Genomic DNA, 17,533 nt, shown 5'->3' with positions numbered 1-17,533 from the left:
AGGGGACGCGCGGCAGGCGCGCCCTTTTTTTGTGCGCCGTCATCCCCTTCGTGTGGTGGTTCAGACCGGCACTTGCGGCCGCAGGACGCTTCCGGATCGAAACCACCCAAAAATCATGGGCTTGCGGTATCCCAGGTGAACCCAGCGTTCACCGCGGAGCCGGCCACCCAGCCAGACGAGTTTCGGGTTAGAACGAGAGCCAATGCCGAAAAGAACTGACATCTCCACCATCCTGATCATCGGTGCCGGTCCGATCGTGATCGGCCAGGCCTGCGAGTTCGACTACTCCGGCACCCAGGCGGTGAAGACGCTGAAGGCCGAAGGCTACCGCGTCGTGCTGGTGAACTCGAACCCGGCGACGATCATGACCGATCCGGAACTCGCCGATGCGACCTATATCGAACCCATCACGCCGGAGATCGTCGCCAAGATCATCGAGAACGAACGCCACGTCATTCCCGGCGGCTTCGCGCTGCTGCCGACCATGGGCGGCCAGACCGCGCTGAACTGCGCGCTCTCCTTGCGCAAGCAGGGGACGCTGGAGAAGTTCGACGTGGAAATGATCGGCGCCACCGCCGACGCCATCGACAAGGCGGAAGACCGCCAGCGCTTCCGCGACGCGATGACCAAGATCGGCCTCGAGACGCCGCGCTCGCATCAGATCAAGACACTGCCCGACGCGCTGCGTACCCTCGACGAGATCGGCCTGCCGGCGATCATTCGCCCCTCCTTCACCATGGGCGGCACCGGCGGCGGCATCGCCTACACCAAGGCGGAGTTTATCGAGATCGTCGAGCGCGGCATCGACGCCTCGCCGACCAACGAGGTGCTGATCGAGGAATCCGTGCTCGGCTGGAAGGAGTACGAGATGGAGGTTGTCCGCGACAAGAAGGACAACTGCATCATCGTCTGCTCGATCGAGAACGTCGATCCAATGGGCGTTCACACCGGCGATTCGATCACGGTCGCGCCGGCGCTGACGCTGACCGACAAGGAATACCAGATCATGCGCGACGCCTCGCTGGCGGTGCTGCGCGAGATCGGCGTCGAGACCGGCGGCTCGAACGTGCAGTTCGGCGTCAATCCAGCCGACGGCCGGATGGTCGTGATCGAGATGAACCCGCGCGTGTCACGCTCCTCCGCGCTGGCCTCGAAGGCGACCGGCTTCCCGATCGCCAAGGTCGCAGCCAAGCTCGCGGTCGGCTACACCCTGGACGAGATCGCCAACGACATCACCGGCGGCGCCACGCCCGCCTCGTTCGAACCGACCATCGACTACGTGGTGACGAAGATCCCGCGTTTCGCGTTCGAGAAATTCCCCGGCGCCAGCACGACGCTGACCACTTCGATGAAGTCGGTCGGCGAGGTGATGGCGATCGGCCGCACCTTCCAGGAAAGCCTGCAGAAGGCGCTGCGCGGACTCGAGACCGGTCTCACCGGCCTCGACGAGATCGAGATCGAGGGCATCGGCCGCTCCGACGACAAGAACGCGGTGCGCGCCGCGCTCGGCACGCCGACGCCGAACCGGCTGCTGCAGGTGGCGCAGGCGATGCGGCTCGGCTGGAGCGACGAGGACATCTTCGCCTCCTGCAAGATCGATCCCTGGTTCCTGGCGCGGATCCGCGACATCATCGAAACCGAGGCGAAGGTCGCCAAGCACGGCCTGCCGCCGCACGCGCCCGGCATGCGCGCGCTGAAGGCCAAGGGCTTCTCCGACGCGCGGCTCGCGGTGCTGGCGAAGAAGAGCGAGGCCGAGGTGAAGGCGCATCGCCGCGGCCTCGGCGTGCGGCCGGTATTCAAGCGCATCGACACCTGCGCCGCCGAATTCGCATCCCCCACCGCCTACATGTACTCCACCTACGAGGCGCCGTTCGCAGGCCCCGCCGCGGACGAGAGCGCACCGTCGGACGCCAAGAAAGTCGTCATCCTCGGCGGCGGCCCGAACCGCATCGGCCAGGGCATCGAGTTCGACTACTGCTGCTGTCACGCCTGCTTCGCGCTCGGCGATGCCGGCTATGAGACCATCATGGTCAACTGCAACCCGGAAACGGTTTCCACCGACTACGACACCGCCGATCGCCTCTATTTCGAGCCGCTGACGGCCGAAGACGTGCTGGAGATCATCGACACCGAGCGCTCCAACGGCACGCTGCACGGCGTGATCGTGCAGTTCGGCGGCCAGACCCCGCTGAAGCTCGCGCACGCGCTGGAAGAGGCCAAGGTGCCGATCCTCGGCACCTCGCCGGAGGCGATCGACCTCGCCGAGGACCGCGACCGCTTCAAACGCATCCTCGACAAGCTGCAGCTCAAGCAGCCGAAGAACGGCATCGCCTACTCGGTGGAGCAGGCGCGGCTGATCGCCGGCGAGCTCGACTACCCGCTGGTGGTGCGCCCCTCCTACGTGCTGGGCGGCCGCGCGATGCAGATCATCCGCGACGAAGGCCAGCTCGGCGACTACCTGCTCGGCACGCTGCCGGAGCTCGTGCCCGCCGACGTCAAGGCGCGTTATCCGAACGACAAGACCGGGCAGATCAACACCGTGCTCGGCAAGAATCCGCTGCTGTTCGACCGCTACCTGTCGGACGCGGTGGAGGTGGACGTCGACTGCCTCGCCGACGGCAAGGACACGTTCGTCGTCGGCATCATGGAGCACATCGAGGAAGCCGGCATCCACTCCGGCGATTCCGCCTGCGCGCTGCCGCCGCATTCGCTACCGGCCGCGACCGTCGCCGAACTCGAACGGCAGACGCGCGAGCTCGCGCTCGGCCTCGACGTGGTCGGCCTGATGAACGTGCAGTACGCGATCAAGGACAGTGAGATCTACGTGCTCGAGGTCAACCCGCGCGCCTCGCGCACGGTGCCGTTCGTCGCCAAGGTGATCGGCCGCCCGGTGGCGAAGATCGCCGCGCGCGTGATGGCCGGCGAGAAGCTCGCCGACTTCAAGCTCGCCCCGCGCAAGCTCGACCACATCGGCGTCAAGGAATCGGTGTTCCCGTTCGCACGCTTCCCCGGCGTCGACACCGTGCTCGGCCCGGAAATGAAATCGACCGGCGAGGTGATGGGCCTCGACAAGTCGTTCGCGATCGCCTTCGCCAAGAGCCAGCTCGGCGGCGGCACCCGCGTTCCACGCAAGGGCACCGTGTTCGTCTCGGTGCGCGACGAAGACAAGGTGCGCATCCTCGACGCGGTGCGGCTGCTCGCCTCGGCCGGTTTCAAGATCATCGCCACCTCCGGCACCCAGCGCTTCCTGGTCGACAACGGCGTGCCGACCGAGAAGATCAACAAGGTGCTGGAAGGCCGGCCGCACATCGTCGATGCGATAACCAACGGCGAGATCCAATTGGTGTTCAACACCACGGAAGGGCCGCAGGCGCTGGCCGACAGCCGCTCGCTGCGGCGTGCCGCCCTCTTGCATAAGGTGCCATACTACACCACCCTGTCCGGGGCCTTGGCCGCGGCGCAGGGCATCAAGGGCTATCTGGGCGGCGATCTCGAGGTCAGAACCCTGCAGAGCTACTTCCCGGCGGCGTGATCTTCCGGGACTTCTGGTATATAGTTGGAACCGGTGCGCCTCTGCGCTGTTCTGTTCCCGCATCATGAGATGAGTACCGGCGCTCCTTACGGAGGCCGTAAACTGTACGCAAGACACGGGACTCGCGCTCTGGCGTACAACGTGAAACGCTGCGTGGCGTGAATCCGAACGCGTGACTGAAGCACGCAACACTAACGGGTTTTGTACGGCCGGTGCGAGACCGGACCGCACGGAACTGAAGGAAGACGAAGAATGGTTGACAAGATTCCGATGACCCAGGCTGGCTACGTCGCTTTGGAGAGCGAACTGAAGCATCGCCAGCAGGTCGAACGGCCGCGGATCATTCAGCAGATTTCCGAAGCGCGCTCGCACGGCGATCTCTCCGAGAATGCGGAGTATCATGCCGCCAAGGAACAGCAGTCGCACAACGAGGGCGTGATCGCCGAGCTCGAAGACAAGCTCGCGCGCGCCGACGTGATCGACGTGTCGAAGCTGTCGGGCGACACCATCAAGTTCGGCGCGACCGTCACCCTCGTCGATGAAGACACCGAGCAGAAGAAGGTCTGGCAGATCGTCGGCGAGCCGGAAGCCGACGCCAAGAAGGGCCGCATCTCCGTCACCTCGCCGCTGGCGCGCGCGCTGATCGGCAAGAAGAAGGGCGCCTCCGTCGAGGTGGTCGCCCCGGGCGGCGCCAAGGCCTACGAAGTCGCCAAGATCGAGTGGAAATAATCGAAACTGGCGCATTTGTGATCGCATCCGTGCTTTGCGTGTCACGCATCGCAGGTTAACCCTCCGGCTTCAGACCCTGAAGCCGGAGTTCCTTTATTATGAATCTCGATCGTTTCAGCGCGGCCTGGTCGCCGCGCGTCCTCAGCGTGCTGCGCATCATGTCGGCGCTGTTGGTGCTGCAGCATGGCACGGCGAAGCTGCTCGGCTTTCCGATCCATCCGCAGATGAACAACGCGGCGATGTTCTCGATGAGCTGGAATGCCGGCGTGATCGAGCTGATCGGCGGCGCGCTGTTGGTGATCGGGCTGTTCAGCCGCGCGTCGGCGTTCATCCTCTCCGGCATGACCGCATTCGCCTACTTCATCGCGCACGCGCCGAAGGGCTTCTATCCGCTGCTGAACGGCGGCGAGCTCGCCGCGCTGTACTGCTTCACCTTCCTGTATCTCGCCTGCGCGGGCGGCGGCAGCTGGAGCGTCGATGCGCTGCTGAAGCGCAAGTAACGGGAAGCAAGAAAGCACCGCCCATCTTCGGCGCGGTATGCGACGGGTCGCAGTTCAGCGCGCGCTGAACCAGCCCCGTTGCATGCGCTACACGACTCAACCGCGCACAAAGAAGACCAGCGTGAGCACCGCGCCGACCGTCACCACGGTCGCGCGGATCACCGGCTGCGGCACCCGCCGCGCGACACTGACGCCGAGATAGCCGCCGGCGATCGAAGCCAGCATAGTGATCACCGCGTGCGGCCAATGCACCAGGCCGCCCGCGATCAGCAGCGTTGCCGACACCGTCTGGATCAGAAACGCCACCGCATTCTTGATCGCGTTCGACTTGTGGAAGTCGCCGCTCTCGATGATCGCCAGCGCCGCCAGCATCATGATGCCCATGCCGGCACCGAAGAAGCCGCCATAGATGGCGACCACCGCCATCAACGCGAAGGCCGCGAACTTGACGCCCGCCCCGCCCTTCGCCGCGAACGGCGCGATCGCGCGGTTGATGTGGCCCGACAGCGCGAACAGCACGGTCGCCAGCAGCAGCAGCCACGGCACCGTCGGACGGAAGCCTTCGTCGCCGATCGTGATCAGGAGCCACGCTCCGATCGCCCCGCCGGCGATGCCGATGACGAGGAACGGAATCATCTCGCGGAAGTTCTTGCGCACCTCCTCGCGATAGCCGACCACGCTGGCGAGGTTGGCCGGCGTCAGCGCCACCGCGCTCGTGGCATTGGCATCGAGCGTCGGCAGGCCACCGAACACCAGCGCCGCGAAGGTGAAGAACGAGCCGCCGCCGGCGACGGCATTCACCGTGCCTGCGGCAAAGCCCGCAAGGGCGATCAAAACGATCTGAAGAACGGTCACGCGCGGCTCCGGTAGATCATCGGCCCGCCATGGCGCGCCGACGTGAGGGAACGAGGACGCGCGGCCTGCGGCCGCATCTCAATCAGGGTGTGGTCAATTCCATCGGCACCGCGGCCGCGTCCTTGGAGTTGTGCAGCACCAGCGAGGTGCGCACGTTGCGGACGTGCGGCGCAGCCGTGAGCCGTGACACGAACTCCTGGAATTTGTTCATGTCGGGGGCGACGCATTTGAGGATGAAATCGACATCGCCCGACAGCATCCAGCACTCACGCACCAGCGGCTCGGCGCGCACGAACGCTTCGAACGCGCGCAGATCGGCTTCCGCCTGGCTCGACAGATGCACCGACGCGAACACCGTCACGTCGAAACCGAGCTTGCGCGGATCGAGCAGGCCGCGATAGCCGACGATGTAGCCGGCCTCCTCCAGCGCCCGCACCCGCCGCAAACAGGGCGGCGGCGAAATCCCCACCCGCCGCGCGAGTTCGACATTGGTGATTCGCCCGTCGGCCTGGATTTCGGCCAGGATTTTCAGATCGATGTCGTCGAGGTTCTTACTCATTGCCTTCGGGCCGTCCCAACCCGTCGTCCGTACTGCATTGCAAAATATGCAACGAAATCGCGCCCTTCATACCCCAAAATGCGCGCGGTGAAGCAACTTTATTGCTGAAATTAAGGTATTTTAGTCCCGGGGGCGCAACTCCCAAGATTGTGAGTTGCGAAACTTGCATGGCTCCTCAGATGACTTAGAATGAATTCAGGTACCCTCCATGCGCTGCGGGGGGTTGAGCCTGTACAGGCTGCATAACCCGCAACGTCGCATCGAAGCCAGTTTGAGGATGTTCAGGCAATGGCCCAGCCCATTCACGCCAAAGTCGTCATTATCGGTTCGGGACCGGCCGGTTATACCGCCGCGATCTATGCAGCACGGGCGATGCTCGATCCGGTCCTGATTCAGGGCGTGCAGCCTGGTGGCCAGCTCACCATCACCACCGATGTCGAGAATTATCCCGGCTTCGCCGACGTGATCCAGGGCCCCTGGCTGATGGAGCAGATGGAGAAGCAGGCCGCCCATGTCGGCACCAAGATCGTCACCGATCTCGTGACCAAGCTCGAGCTCGGCAGCCGTCCGTTCCGCCTCACCTGCGATTCCGGCGATGTCTACCTGGCCGACGCCGTCATCCTCGCCACCGGCGCGCAGGCGCGCTGGCTCGGCATCCCCTCGGAGGAGACCTTCAAAGGCTTCGGCGTCTCCGCCTGCGCCACCTGCGACGGCTTCTTCTACCGCGGCAAGGAGGTGGTGGTGGTCGGCGGCGGCAATACCGCCGTCGAGGAGGCGCTGTTCCTCACCAACTTTGCCACCAAGGTCACCGTCGTCCACCGCCGCGACAGCTTCCGCGCCGAGCGCATCCTGCAGGACCGCCTGTTCAAGAACCCGAAGGTGCAGGTGGTCTGGGATTCGGCGGTCGAGGAGATCTGCGGCGCCGACAACCCGCGCAAGGTCACCCACGTCCGCCTCCGCAACGTGAAGACCGGCGCGATCAGCGAGCTTCCAACCGACGGCGTGTTCATCGCCATCGGCCATGCGCCTTCGACCGAACTCGTCGCCGGCCAGATCAAGATGAAGCCGTCCGGCTATGTCGAGATCGCGCCGCACTCGACCGCGACCTCGGTGCCGGGCCTGTTCGCCGCCGGCGACGTCGCCGACGAGACGTACCGCCAGGCGGTCACCGCCGCGGGCCTCGGCTGCATGGCGGCCCTGGAAGCCGAACGTTTCCTCGCGCTGCACGCCACCGAGCGTGCCGCGGCTGAGTAACGATGATCAGATTTCGCAACGGGTTTTGGGACATGGACTGGGACAAACTGAAGGTTTTTCACGCTGCCGCCGAAGCGGGCAGCTTCACCCACGCCGGCGAACAGCTCGGACTGTCGCAGTCGGCCGTGTCGCGCCAGGTTTCGGCGCTGGAGCAGGAGCTGTCGGTCTCGCTGTTTCACCGCCACGCCCGCGGCCTGATCCTCACCGAGCAGGGCGACCTTCTGTTCCGCACCGCCCATGACGTGTTCATGCAATTGCAGGCGGCCCGCGCCAAGCTCACCGACAGCCGCGAGCGGCCGAGCGGCGAACTGAAGGTGACGACCACGCCCGGCGTCGGCATCCACTGGCTGATCCCGCGGCTCGGCGAGTTCACCCAGCTCTATCCGGACATCCGCATCCAGCTGATGGTGACCGACGAGGAGCTCGACCTGTCGATGCGCGAGGCGGACGTGGCGATCCGCGTGCGCAAGCCGACCCAGCCGGACCTCATCCAGCGCAAGCTGTTCTCGATCGGCTATCACGCCTACTGCTCGCCGGAATACATCAAGCGGATGGGCACGCCGCGCACGCTGGAGGATCTCGACAACCACCGCCTGGTGGTGCTGAACGACCTGCATGCGCCCGCCCACCTGCAGAACCGCTACTGGCTGATCGAAGCCGGACGTAACGGCAAGGGCCCGCGCGAAGCCTACTTCAAGGTCAACCACGTACTCGGTCTCGCCCGCGCCTGCCAGCAGGGCCTCGGCGTCGCCGCGCTGCCGGACTACCTGGTCGAGGAGCGGCACGGACTCGTTCAACTTTTCGAAGAAAAGGATTCGATCCAGATCGATACCTACTTCGTCTATCCGGAAGAGTTGAAGTCGGTGGCGCGCGTGCAGGTGTTCCGCGACTTCATCGTGAGCAAGGCGCAACGCTGGTCTCCCAAAGAGTAATACCTGGAAGCGTTCAGAGACGCCGCATGTCTGACATGCGGAAGCTGTGCTTGCCGCGCATGACTTGCACATCCCATAGTGGGTGCAAGCTGAACGCTTGGCGTTGCGCATTGTCCCCCTCCTCCTGCAACTTCGAGAGTTCAGTCATCCCTCTTGGAAGGTGATTGTGTCGGCCTCTCGTGGCCACAACTGCAAAAGCCGGGCACAAAGCCCGGCTTTTTTTTAGCTGCTGAAACGCGTTTCACACCTCAAAGCTTGGCGCGCGCCAGCCGCAACGCGTTGGCAACCACCGACACCGACGACAGCGCCATCGCCGCCGCACCGACCATCGGCGACAGCAGCATGCCGAACAGCGGATACAGCACGCCGGCCGCCACCGGAACGCCGGCCGCGTTGTAGACGAACGCGAAGCCGAGATTCTGGCGGATGTTGCGCATGGTCGCCCGCGACAGATGTCGGGCTGTCACAATTCCGTTCAGGTCGCCGCGCAACAATGTCACCCCAGCGCTCTCGATCGCCGCATCGGTACCGCCGCCCATGGCGATACCGACGTCGGCGGCTGCCAGCGCCGGTGCGTCATTGATGCCGTCGCCCGCCATCGCCACGCGCCGGCCGGCGGCGCGCAGACGCGCAACCACCTCGCCCTTGGTCTCCGGCAGCGCATCGGCCTCGACCTCGGCAATGCCGAGTTGCGCGGCCACCGCCTTCGCCGTCACCGCGTTGTCGCCGGTCAGCATGACGATGCGGATGCCGTCGGCGGCGAGCGCCTTCAGCGCCGCGGGCGTCGTCGGCTTGATCGGATCGGCGATCGCGATCAGCCCGGCGACGCGGCCATCAACGGCCATCGCCACCACCGTCGCGCCGCTCTCGCGTTGACGCTGCGCATCACTCTGTAGCGCGCTCGCATCGATGCCGCGCTCGGCCAGGAACGCGGCGCTGCCGATCAGAACCTCGCGGCCCTCGACCGAACCCAGCGCGCCCTTGCCGACCGGGGAATCGAAGTCGCGCACGTCGGCGAGCGCGAGGCCCTTCTCCTTCGCCGCGACCAGGATCGCATGCGCCAGCGGATGCTCGCTCGCGCGCTCGACGCTCGCTGCAAGCCGCAGCACCTCGTCGGCGGCGAAGCCCTGTGCCGGCACGACGGCGACCACCTTCGGCCTGCCTTCGGTGAGCGTGCCGGTCTTGTCGACCACCAGCGTATCGATGGTCTCGAGCCGCTGCAGCGCCTCGGCGTCGCGGATCAGGATGCCCATGCCGGCCCCGCGGCCGACGCCGACCATGATCGACATCGGCGTCGCGAGCCCGAGCGCACACGGGCAGGCGATGATCAGCACAGTGACGGCCGCAACCAGGCCGTAGCTGAAACGCGGCTCCGGCCCGAACATAGCCCACGCCGCGAATGCGGCGAGCGCCACCGCGATCACCGCCGGCACGAACCAGCCCGCGACCTGATCGGCGAGCTTCTGGATCGGCGCGCGCGAGCGCTGCGCGCGGGCGACCATATCGACGATGCGCGCGAGCAGCGTGTCGCGGCCAACCTTCTCGGCGCGCATGACGAAGCCGCCGGAGAGATTCAGCGTGCCGCCGATCACCTTGTCGCCCGCGCTCTTGGCGAGCGGCATCGATTCGCCGGTGACGAGTGACTCATCGACCGTCGAACGGCCCTCGGTGACGACGCCATCCACGGGAAGCTTCTCGCCCGGCCGCACGCGCAGCAGGTCACCGACCGCGACGTCATCCAGCGCGATATCCTCGTCGCCCGCCGGCGTGATGCGCCGCGCCTGCGTCGGCGCAAGGCCGAGCAGAGCCTTGATCGCGCCGGAGGTGCGCGCCCGCGCCCGCAGCTCCAGCACCTGGCCGAGCAGGACCAACGTGACGATGACCGCCGCCGCTTCGAAGTAGACCGCGACGTTGCCATGCGCATCGCGGAACGCCGGCGGAAACAGATGCGGCGCTGCGATCGCCACCAGGCTGTAGACCCAGGCGACGCCGACGCCGAGCGCGATCAGCGTGAACATGTTGAGGTTGCGCGAGACCAGCGAATTCCAGCCGCGCACGAAGAACGGCCAGCCCGCCCAGATCACCACCGGCGTCGCCAGCGCGAGCTGGACCAAGTTCGACAGCTGCGGCTCGATCCAGTGCGTGCCGGTCAGGTGCTGACCCATCTCCAGCACGAACACCGGCAGCGTCAGCACCAGCGCCACCCAGAAGCGGCGGGTCATGTCGATCAGTTCGGGATCGGGCTTGTCGTCGAGGGTGACCGTCTCCGGCTCCAGCGCCATGCCGCAGATCGGGCAGCTGCCGGGGCCGACCTGGCGCACCTCGGGATGCATCGGGCAGGTGTAGATCGCATCCGGATCGGCCGGCGCGCGCTCGACGCGCGGCTTTTGCTGCGGCGGCGTGCGCGCGAGGTACGTCTCCGGCGCCGCCTCGAACTTGGTCTTGCAGCCGGCCGAGCAGAACAGGTGCTCCTCGCCCTTGTAGCTGAAGCGGTGCTTGGCGGTGACAGGATCGACGCTCATGCCGCAGACCGGGTCGATCGCCTTTGCCGCAGCGGGCGCCCCGTGCGCGTGACACGCATGCGCGGGTCCCGAATCGGCATGGTCATGCTGATGGGCCCCACCCGAGCAGCAACTCTCGCCATGCTGATGGTTGGCGTGTGCGCCGTGGCCCGGCGTCTGCGGTGGTGGATGGCTCATGGGACGGCTTTCCAGTTCGCTTGATTTACATACCCCATGGGGGTATATAGACGGGATGCGAACCGACATCAAGTCATCCTGTCTGAAACGGCTGAAGCGGATCGAAGGCCAGGTGCGTGGACTGACGCGCATGGTCGAGGAGGACCGCTACTGCATCGACATCGTCACGCAGATCGCGGCCGCGCGCACGGCGCTGCGGCGGGTCGAAGAAGAGATCCTGCGCGATCACGTCGCCCACTGCGTCGACCACGCGATCGCCTCGGGCGACCGCGAGGAACAGCGCAAGAAGATCGCGGAATTGATGGACGTGGTCAGCCGCGCCGACCGCTAGAGCATGATCCGGAAGCGTGAAGCGGTTTTCCGAAACGATCATGCTTAAGAGCTAAAGCGCGAGGATAGTCATCCATCGCGCTTTAGGCCGGCCGAGGCGTGACGAACGACATGCATCGCCCCGGCGACAGGCCGGGCGATGACGGCTGGCCTGATGCAGGTTCAGCTCACACGATACGAAGAGCTGATACGGAGATGTCCGCGCGGGCGCGGAACGGCCGCGCCTCTGCCCCTCCGATGCCGATCGGAGGCAGGAGCGATCGGTGCGGCTGAATGGATTAGTACGGCTGATACTGCTGCCGGCGCGGCTTCTTGTACCGCTTGTACGGCCGCGGCGACGCCGCCTGCGCGCGCTGCGCCTGCTCCACCGCCCACGGGCTCGGCTCACAGAAGCCGATGTTGCCGGCGGCGGTCGCCTGGCATTGCTCATAGGTGTAGTAGCGGCAGTCGTAATCGCCGCGCGCATAATACGGACGCAGGCACCAGGCGGTGCCGCGATCGAAGCCGCGGTCATCGCGGAATCGCAGCCCCTGCTGCGCGTCGGCGGTGCTGGACACCACGACCGAGGCGGCAAGCGTGCAAAGAACGATCATCAGCTTACGCATGGTCATGAGTCTCCCAAAAGCTGCCGCAGACTAGCAGGACTGCGGCTGCGATGACATCGCCGCTGACCGCGCGCGTGTCAATTCCTCGTCACTCGCGCGCCATGAGCACACAGGATTACGCCCATGCGCGCAGCACACCGCGACCGCGGGAGCGGGTCAGCTTACGATCATCGCGACAGAATGCGGAGATACGAAGGACGGTGCGGTTGGATGGTACAGTTGAATGGTACAGTTGGGTGGGCTCGAACCACCGACCTCCTGTTCCACAGACAGGCGCTCTAACCAACTGAGCTACAACTGCACGATCATGCCCGCAGCGGGGCTGCGAGGTGCGCGGAAACTATGGGCAACGCCCTGTTTTGGCAAGACTCCAGTGCCGCTTTCGGTTGGGGAAACGGGACAAATTGCGCCCCGCCGGCTCCGGCAGCCGCAGTTCCCGCCGCCGCGCCGGGACAAACCCGAACAGAGCAGGCCACCGGCCAGAAAAAAGCCCGGACCATGCGGCTCCGGGCCTTCCCTCATGCAATCAATCGTCAGCCGCGCGGCCACCCGCCGCGCGCCGAACGACGCGACTTACGCAACCTTGTTGAAAACCTTCGACGCCGTGGTCTTCAGCGGCTCGACGGTCTCGGTGGCGACCTTCTGGCCGAGTTCGGCCAGCTCGCGCGCCTGCGACGAGAAGCTCTCGTACTGGGCGCGGGCATAGCTCGCCCAGATCGACAGCGCTTCCGACGGGGTCTTCACCGCGATCAGCTTCTCGGCGACGTCGAACGCCGAATTGGCGTTGGCGCGGGCGATGTCGATCAGCTTGCCGGAATAGTCGGCCGCGCCCTTGGTGGCGGAGGCATACACGGCTTCGATGGTCTCGTTGCTGGACTGGGCAACGTCCTTGAACTTCTCGTAGGTCTCACGGGCCTGCGTCACGCCCTTCTCGGCGATTTCGCGGATGGAGCCCGGCACTTCAAACGGAACGACGGTGGAAAACGGATCCTGCGACATAGGTTCACCTGTTGAGGTCAGAAAGACTGGTTCGACTGGATGTCAGTATTCGACCGCCCGGACATGCCTCCGAGCAGCTAACGCCTTCGATGGGTGATGCATGGTTATTATGCACGCCAGCTTGTGCATTGCAACATAAATATTGCAATGCAGAACCGGGATCTTCAATGCAGGGGCCGGCGAGGCCGATCATCCGGTCGGAGTGTCAGGCCCGCAGGTCCGGCTGTTTAGAATCGTCGGTCGAGAACGTCGGTCAGGATTTCGGCTTGGTCGCATCCATCGCCGCACGGGCAACGGCCTGCCCCATCTCGCTCGCCTGTTCGGCCAGGGTCCGCATCTGGCTCTGCACATGCTCGCTGTGCAGCTTCAGCACCTCGCTCATGTCCTTCGCCTTCAAAAGCTTCTCGGCATAGTCGAGCGAGGAGCGGATGTTGGTCTCGGCGAAGCCGATCGCCTTGTTGCTCAGCTCCTTGGCGTTCGCCTGGGCCGCAGCACCCTGCCCTTCGATCGTCGTCGCTGTCTTGTGCGCGGCGTTCATGAAGTTCTCGAACGCCTTGCGGGCCTGATCGAAACCGGCCTCCGCCATCGCCTTCATGTTCGCCGGGATCTCGAAGTTCTGCGGCATCTCGAAACGGTCGCGCTGCTCGCTCATGGTCCACCTCCGCGTTCTAGTCCGGCCTTGTCCGGCCGCTGTGATGTCCTGTGCCCTCGACCCTAGCCTCGGCTCTTGATCCCATCGTGACGCCGGGCGGCGGATTTGCAATTGTTTTCGTGACGCACCTCGCGGCGACCTTCCACGCGCCATTGGTTTTCGATTAACGCTATTGACGGGTTACTGCCTCGAAGCGCCCTGCGGTTAACGGGCGGACCAGCAGGACTTCGTAATCTGGCCCTCCTTGCAGCTATCATGCGCTCGCTTATGAAGACGGCGACGCTTGCCGAGATCAATGCCAATGGGTGACCCAGAGTTCCTGCGCGCCATGGTCGCAGACCGCCGACTGGCGCAGCTTGCGATCGGTGTCCGTCCCGCCTGGCTGTGGTCCACCGATGGCAGCCGTATCCTGTGGTGCAACGCTGCGGCGGCGGCCGCCCTCGGCATCGCCGAGGCCAGCGCGCTGGCGAAACCGCGCAGCCCCGCCGACCCGCATCGCCGCCAGATCGCCCAGCTCGCCGGCCGTCTGCCGCTGACAGGAGCAACGCGGCTCGACCGGCTGCGCGGCTTCGGCGCCTGGCTCGGTCAACTGACGACCTGTGCGTGCAGCCGCATTGCGCAGGCGACCGGCGAGGCCGCCGTGCTGGTGATCGCCATGGATAGGCCGGCGCGGCCTCTGCCGCGCGACGCGCGGCTGCGTTTCATCACCGATGCCATCGAAAAACCTGCCTTCGTCGTCACGCCGGACGGCGTGCTGCACTCCAAGAACCCGGCCGCCAATGCTGCACGCGGCGCGGCGCGTACGGTCGCCGACCTCGGGCTCGCAACGTCGCTCCTGGCGGAGACCCCGGCGATCGCCGGCGGCGGCTGGCAGATTGAACTCCACCGGCTCGGCGTGGGCCAGGAGAGCGCCACGCTGGCGGTGGTGACCGCGCAACCGCAGGCCGCGGAGGCACCGGTTCCCGCCGACATGGTTGCCGCGAACGACCGAATCCTGAATGAACCAGTGATCGACGAGCTGGTGTCCGATACCGCGCCCGTCGCCGCGTGCGCTGAGGCTGGCGATGCCGGCCTCGACCCGGAGACCTTGATGACCGAAGCAGGCCCAGGCGGTGAAGGGGATGGACGGCGCGCCGAGCCGGACAGGACCGCTCCCGTTGGCCAGGACAACGCGCGCCCCAATCCCTCGAGCCAGGATATCCGGAGCCAAGGTGCCCCGGATGAGGAAGCTTTAGGGCAAGAACGCCAAGGCGCTTCATATCAAGGCGCCTCATATCAAGACGACCCGCATCAAGACGCCTCGCGCCAAGACACGTCGCGCCAAGACATGTCGCGGCACACTCCTCCGCTCTCCGACACCCGGCGTCACGACACGCCGCCTCAAGACACGCCGTACCGTGACGCGGAGCCCGCGACGCGAACGGCGCCTGGTCCGGTTTCCTCCGTTGCGCCGCAGCCGATGAGCCACGCACCGCTGCGTTTCGTCTGGCAAACCGACCCGGACGGCCATTTCACGCTGACATCGGAGCCGTTCCTGCGTGCCGCCGGCCCCCGCACGGCCGCCGTCCTCGGCCGCGCCTGGAGCGAGATCGCCGACGCGCTCGGCCTCGATCCGCACAACAGCGTCGCGCAGGCGATGGACCGTCGCGAGACCTGGAACGGCCTCGCCGTGCCATGGCCGCTGGCCGATGGCTCCGTCACCACGGTCGAATTGTCCGGCGTGCCCGCCTATGACACGACGCGAGCCTTCGCAGGCTATCGCGGCTTCGGCCTCTGCCGCAGTCCGCTGCCGCAGCAGGCCGCGGCCGCGCCGGCCGAGCATGAAACGCCACCGCAATCCCCAGCCGCGTCCGAGCAGGCGACGCCCACATCGGTCGCACCGCCTGCCCCCGCAGAGCAGACCGCCTCGCCGCCACCGATGCCCGAGCCGCCGCCCGAGGCCGAGCCGGCGCCGAACGTGGTGCAATTCCGCCCCGCCACCGCCGAACCGCGAACGCCGGTGCTGAGCGCGGTGGAGAACCGCGCGTTCGACGAAATCGCCCGCCGCCTGACCCAGAGCTTCGACATCAAGCCGCGGCAGGCGGAGCCGGCATCGCCGCCCGATGAGCGCCATGGCGACCACGAGCGTTCTGACGCACGCGACCCGTCTGAGAGACAGCCACTCGAATTGCCCGCTGTCGCGCACCCGCAATCGCCGGCCTGGTTCGCCGACGCGGCGCCTGCGCCGCATGGCGACAGCGGCCGGGACAAGCCGCTGCTCGACCTGCTGCCGAGCGGCATTTTGATCTACCGGCTCGACAGGCTGCTATACGCCAACCAGGCGTTCCTCGACCGGACCGGCTTTGCCAGCCTCGCCGCCCTGCAGGACGCCGGCGGCCTCGACGCCCTCGATGCCGAGCCCGTATCCACTGACGCCAGCAGCGTCGCCGAGGCCGGCCTGCCGCTGACGATCACCACCGGCGCACGCGCCACGCTGCAGGCGCGGCTGTTCACCATTCTCTGGGACAACGAGAGCGCGCATGCGCTGATCGTGCCCGAGACAGCGCCCTCCGCTGCTGACCCGAGCCATGCCGCGTCCGCCGGACCGGCCCCGGAGCCTCCACCATCGCCGCGTCCGGCCAGCGAGCTCGACGCGGTGCTCGACAACGCCACCGACGGCATCCTGCTGTTCGACCGCTCCGGCGCGGTCACCCTGGCGAACCGCGCCGCACAGGTGCTGTTCAACATTCCGGCCGCCGACTTCCTCACCCAGAACGTCGCCGACCTGTTCGCGCCCGAGAGCCAGCGCATCGTGCTCGACTATTTCGAGAGCATCGACCAGCCGGCGGCGACGGCGCCGCCCGACCACGGACGCGAGGTGGTGGGCCGCACCCGCATCGGCGGCCTCGTGCCGCTGTCGATGACGATGGGCAAGATCGGCGATGACGGCGAGCGTTTCTTCGCCGTGTTCCGCGACCTGTCGCCCGCGCGCCGGACCGAATCCGAGCTGCTCTCCGAGCGACGCAAGGCGGAGCGCGCCCATGAGGCCACCGGCGACGCGCTGGCGCGCATCAGCCATGAGGTGCGCGGCCCGCTCAACACCATCATCGGCTTCGCCAACATGATGCTGGAGGAGCGCTTCGGCGCGCTCGGCAACCAACGCTACGCCGACTATCTGAAGGACATCCGCGCATCCGGCGAACGCGCGATCGCCATCGTCGACGACCTCGTCAACATCACCAGCATCGAAGCGGGCAATGTCGAGCTCAAGCTCGCGAGCCAGAACCTCAACGCGCTGGTCGAGCAATGCGTCGGCGCCTTGCAGCCGCAGGCCAACCGCGAGCGGGTGATCATCCGCACCTCGCTCGCGCACGCGCTGCCGCAGGTGCTGGCGGACGGACAGGCGCTGCGGCAGATCACCATGAACCTGATCACCTCCTCGATCCGCTTCTCGCGCGCCGGCGGTCAGGTGATCGTCTCGACGGCGGCCGCGGACAACGGCGGCGCGATCCTGCGCGTGCGCGACACCGGCCGCGGTTTAAGCGAGGCCGAAGTCGCCTCGGCAATGGACAGCCAGCGCATCGCGCCGCCGACCGACCATCTCGCCGCCGAGCGCTCCAGCATCGACCTGTCGCTCGCGCGAGCGCTGGCGGAGGCCAACCGCGCCCGCTTCCAGATCCGCAGCACGCTGCAGAACGGCACGCTGATCGAAGTCCTCTTCCCCGGCGCGCGAGCGCTTGCCGGCTGAGCCATGCCGCAATCTAGAATCATCCTAAACTGGAATCCGTCTAAAGGCCGCCTTTAGCGGCCTTCGGTCGCGGGGAGCGCGTTCGTTTCTGCGTTAGAGAACGCGCGTGCCGCCTCCCCCGCGTGAGGCGCGCGTCACGCCCTACAATCTGGAGCCCTGC

Annotated in this window: 13 protein-coding genes and 1 tRNA gene; 7 read left to right on the top strand and 7 right to left on the bottom strand. The window is 66.3% G+C overall.

The genetic code is table 11. From position 1 onward, the window contains the following. Positions 1-202: 202 nt before the first annotated feature. The 3 genes from carB to X566_RS13455 all read left to right on the top strand — a co-directional run bounded on the left by carB (position 203) and on the right by X566_RS13455 (position 4,761). Positions 203-3,532, top strand: a complete 3,330-nt coding sequence (carB, locus tag X566_RS13465; RefSeq protein WP_034467026.1) for a carbamoyl-phosphate synthase large subunit — start codon at positions 203-205, stop codon at positions 3,530-3,532. Positions 3,533-3,784: 252 nt separating this feature from the next. After that, the gene (gene greA, locus X566_RS13460) at positions 3,785-4,261 is read left to right on the top strand and encodes a transcription elongation factor GreA (RefSeq protein ID WP_034467024.1); all 477 of its coding nucleotides are present in this window, start codon (positions 3,785-3,787) and stop codon (positions 4,259-4,261) included. 98 nt (positions 4,262-4,359) lie between these two features. Continuing rightward, on the top strand, positions 4,360-4,761 hold the full coding sequence (locus X566_RS13455) for a DoxX family protein (RefSeq protein ID WP_034467022.1): 402 nt from the start codon (positions 4,360-4,362) through the stop codon (positions 4,759-4,761). A gap of 96 nt (positions 4,762-4,857) precedes the next feature. Here X566_RS13455 and X566_RS13450 read toward each other — a convergent pair whose 3' ends face one another. After that, positions 4,858-5,616: a sulfite exporter TauE/SafE family protein gene (locus X566_RS13450; protein ID WP_034467020.1), complete on the bottom strand. Its 759-nt coding sequence runs from the start codon at positions 5,614-5,616 to the stop codon at positions 4,858-4,860. An 82-nt stretch (positions 5,617-5,698) separates the two neighbouring features. After that, positions 5,699-6,175, bottom strand: coding sequence for an Lrp/AsnC family transcriptional regulator (locus X566_RS13445; RefSeq protein ID WP_034467018.1), 477 nt, complete (start codon positions 6,173-6,175; stop codon positions 5,699-5,701). A gap of 288 nt (positions 6,176-6,463) precedes the next feature. Here X566_RS13445 and trxB point away from each other — a divergent pair, with 288 nt between their 5' ends. Beyond that, positions 6,464-7,429 carry a thioredoxin-disulfide reductase gene (gene trxB / locus X566_RS13440; RefSeq protein WP_034467015.1) on the top strand — a complete coding sequence of 322 codons (966 nt, stop codon included), beginning with the start codon at positions 6,464-6,466 and terminating at the stop codon, positions 7,427-7,429. 32 nt (positions 7,430-7,461) lie between these two features. Continuing rightward, positions 7,462-8,361 carry a LysR family transcriptional regulator gene (locus X566_RS13435; RefSeq protein WP_152539870.1) on the top strand — a complete coding sequence of 300 codons (900 nt, stop codon included), beginning with the start codon at positions 7,462-7,464 and terminating at the stop codon, positions 8,359-8,361. Positions 8,362-8,609: 248 nt separating this feature from the next. On the opposite strand, the gene X566_RS13430 is transcribed toward X566_RS13435, so the two are convergent. Further along, positions 8,610-11,060, bottom strand: a complete 2,451-nt coding sequence (locus X566_RS13430; protein ID WP_051444074.1) for a heavy metal translocating P-type ATPase — start codon at positions 11,058-11,060, stop codon at positions 8,610-8,612. 55 nt (positions 11,061-11,115) lie between these two features. Here X566_RS13430 and X566_RS13425 point away from each other — a divergent pair, with 55 nt between their 5' ends. After that, complete coding sequence (locus X566_RS13425) at positions 11,116-11,391, top strand: metal-sensitive transcriptional regulator (protein ID WP_034467009.1); 276 nt, start codon at positions 11,116-11,118, stop codon at positions 11,389-11,391. Between the two features lie 277 nt (positions 11,392-11,668). Here the strand turns inward: X566_RS13425 and X566_RS23950 are convergent, their stop codons facing one another. The 4 genes from X566_RS23950 to X566_RS13405 all read right to left on the bottom strand — a co-directional run bounded on the left by X566_RS23950 (position 11,669) and on the right by X566_RS13405 (position 13,646). Next, on the bottom strand, positions 11,669-12,001 hold the full coding sequence (locus X566_RS23950; protein WP_051444073.1) for a DUF3551 domain-containing protein: 333 nt from the start codon (positions 11,999-12,001) through the stop codon (positions 11,669-11,671). 218 nt (positions 12,002-12,219) lie between these two features. Next, positions 12,220-12,296: transfer RNA gene (locus X566_RS13415), tRNA-His, on the bottom strand. Positions 12,297-12,568: 272 nt separating this feature from the next. Continuing rightward, complete coding sequence (locus X566_RS13410; protein ID WP_034467005.1) at positions 12,569-12,994, bottom strand: phasin; 426 nt, start codon at positions 12,992-12,994, stop codon at positions 12,569-12,571. Positions 12,995-13,247: 253 nt separating this feature from the next. Next, positions 13,248-13,646 (bottom strand): phasin family protein, encoded by a 399-nt coding sequence (locus tag X566_RS13405; protein ID WP_244434746.1) that lies wholly within the window; start codon positions 13,644-13,646, stop codon positions 13,248-13,250. Positions 13,647-13,947: 301 nt separating this feature from the next. Here X566_RS13405 and X566_RS13400 point away from each other — a divergent pair, with 301 nt between their 5' ends. Then, on the top strand, positions 13,948-17,373 hold the full coding sequence (locus X566_RS13400) for a PAS domain-containing protein (protein ID WP_034467003.1): 3,426 nt from the start codon (positions 13,948-13,950) through the stop codon (positions 17,371-17,373). The last annotated feature ends 160 nt before the right edge of the window (positions 17,374-17,533 follow it).

Source organism: Afipia sp. P52-10 (assembly GCF_000516555.1).
Lineage (GTDB): Bacteria > Pseudomonadota > Alphaproteobacteria > Rhizobiales > Xanthobacteraceae > P52-10.
Note: the sequence above shows the minus strand (reverse complement) of the source record. Positions and strands in the feature narration are given on the sequence as shown.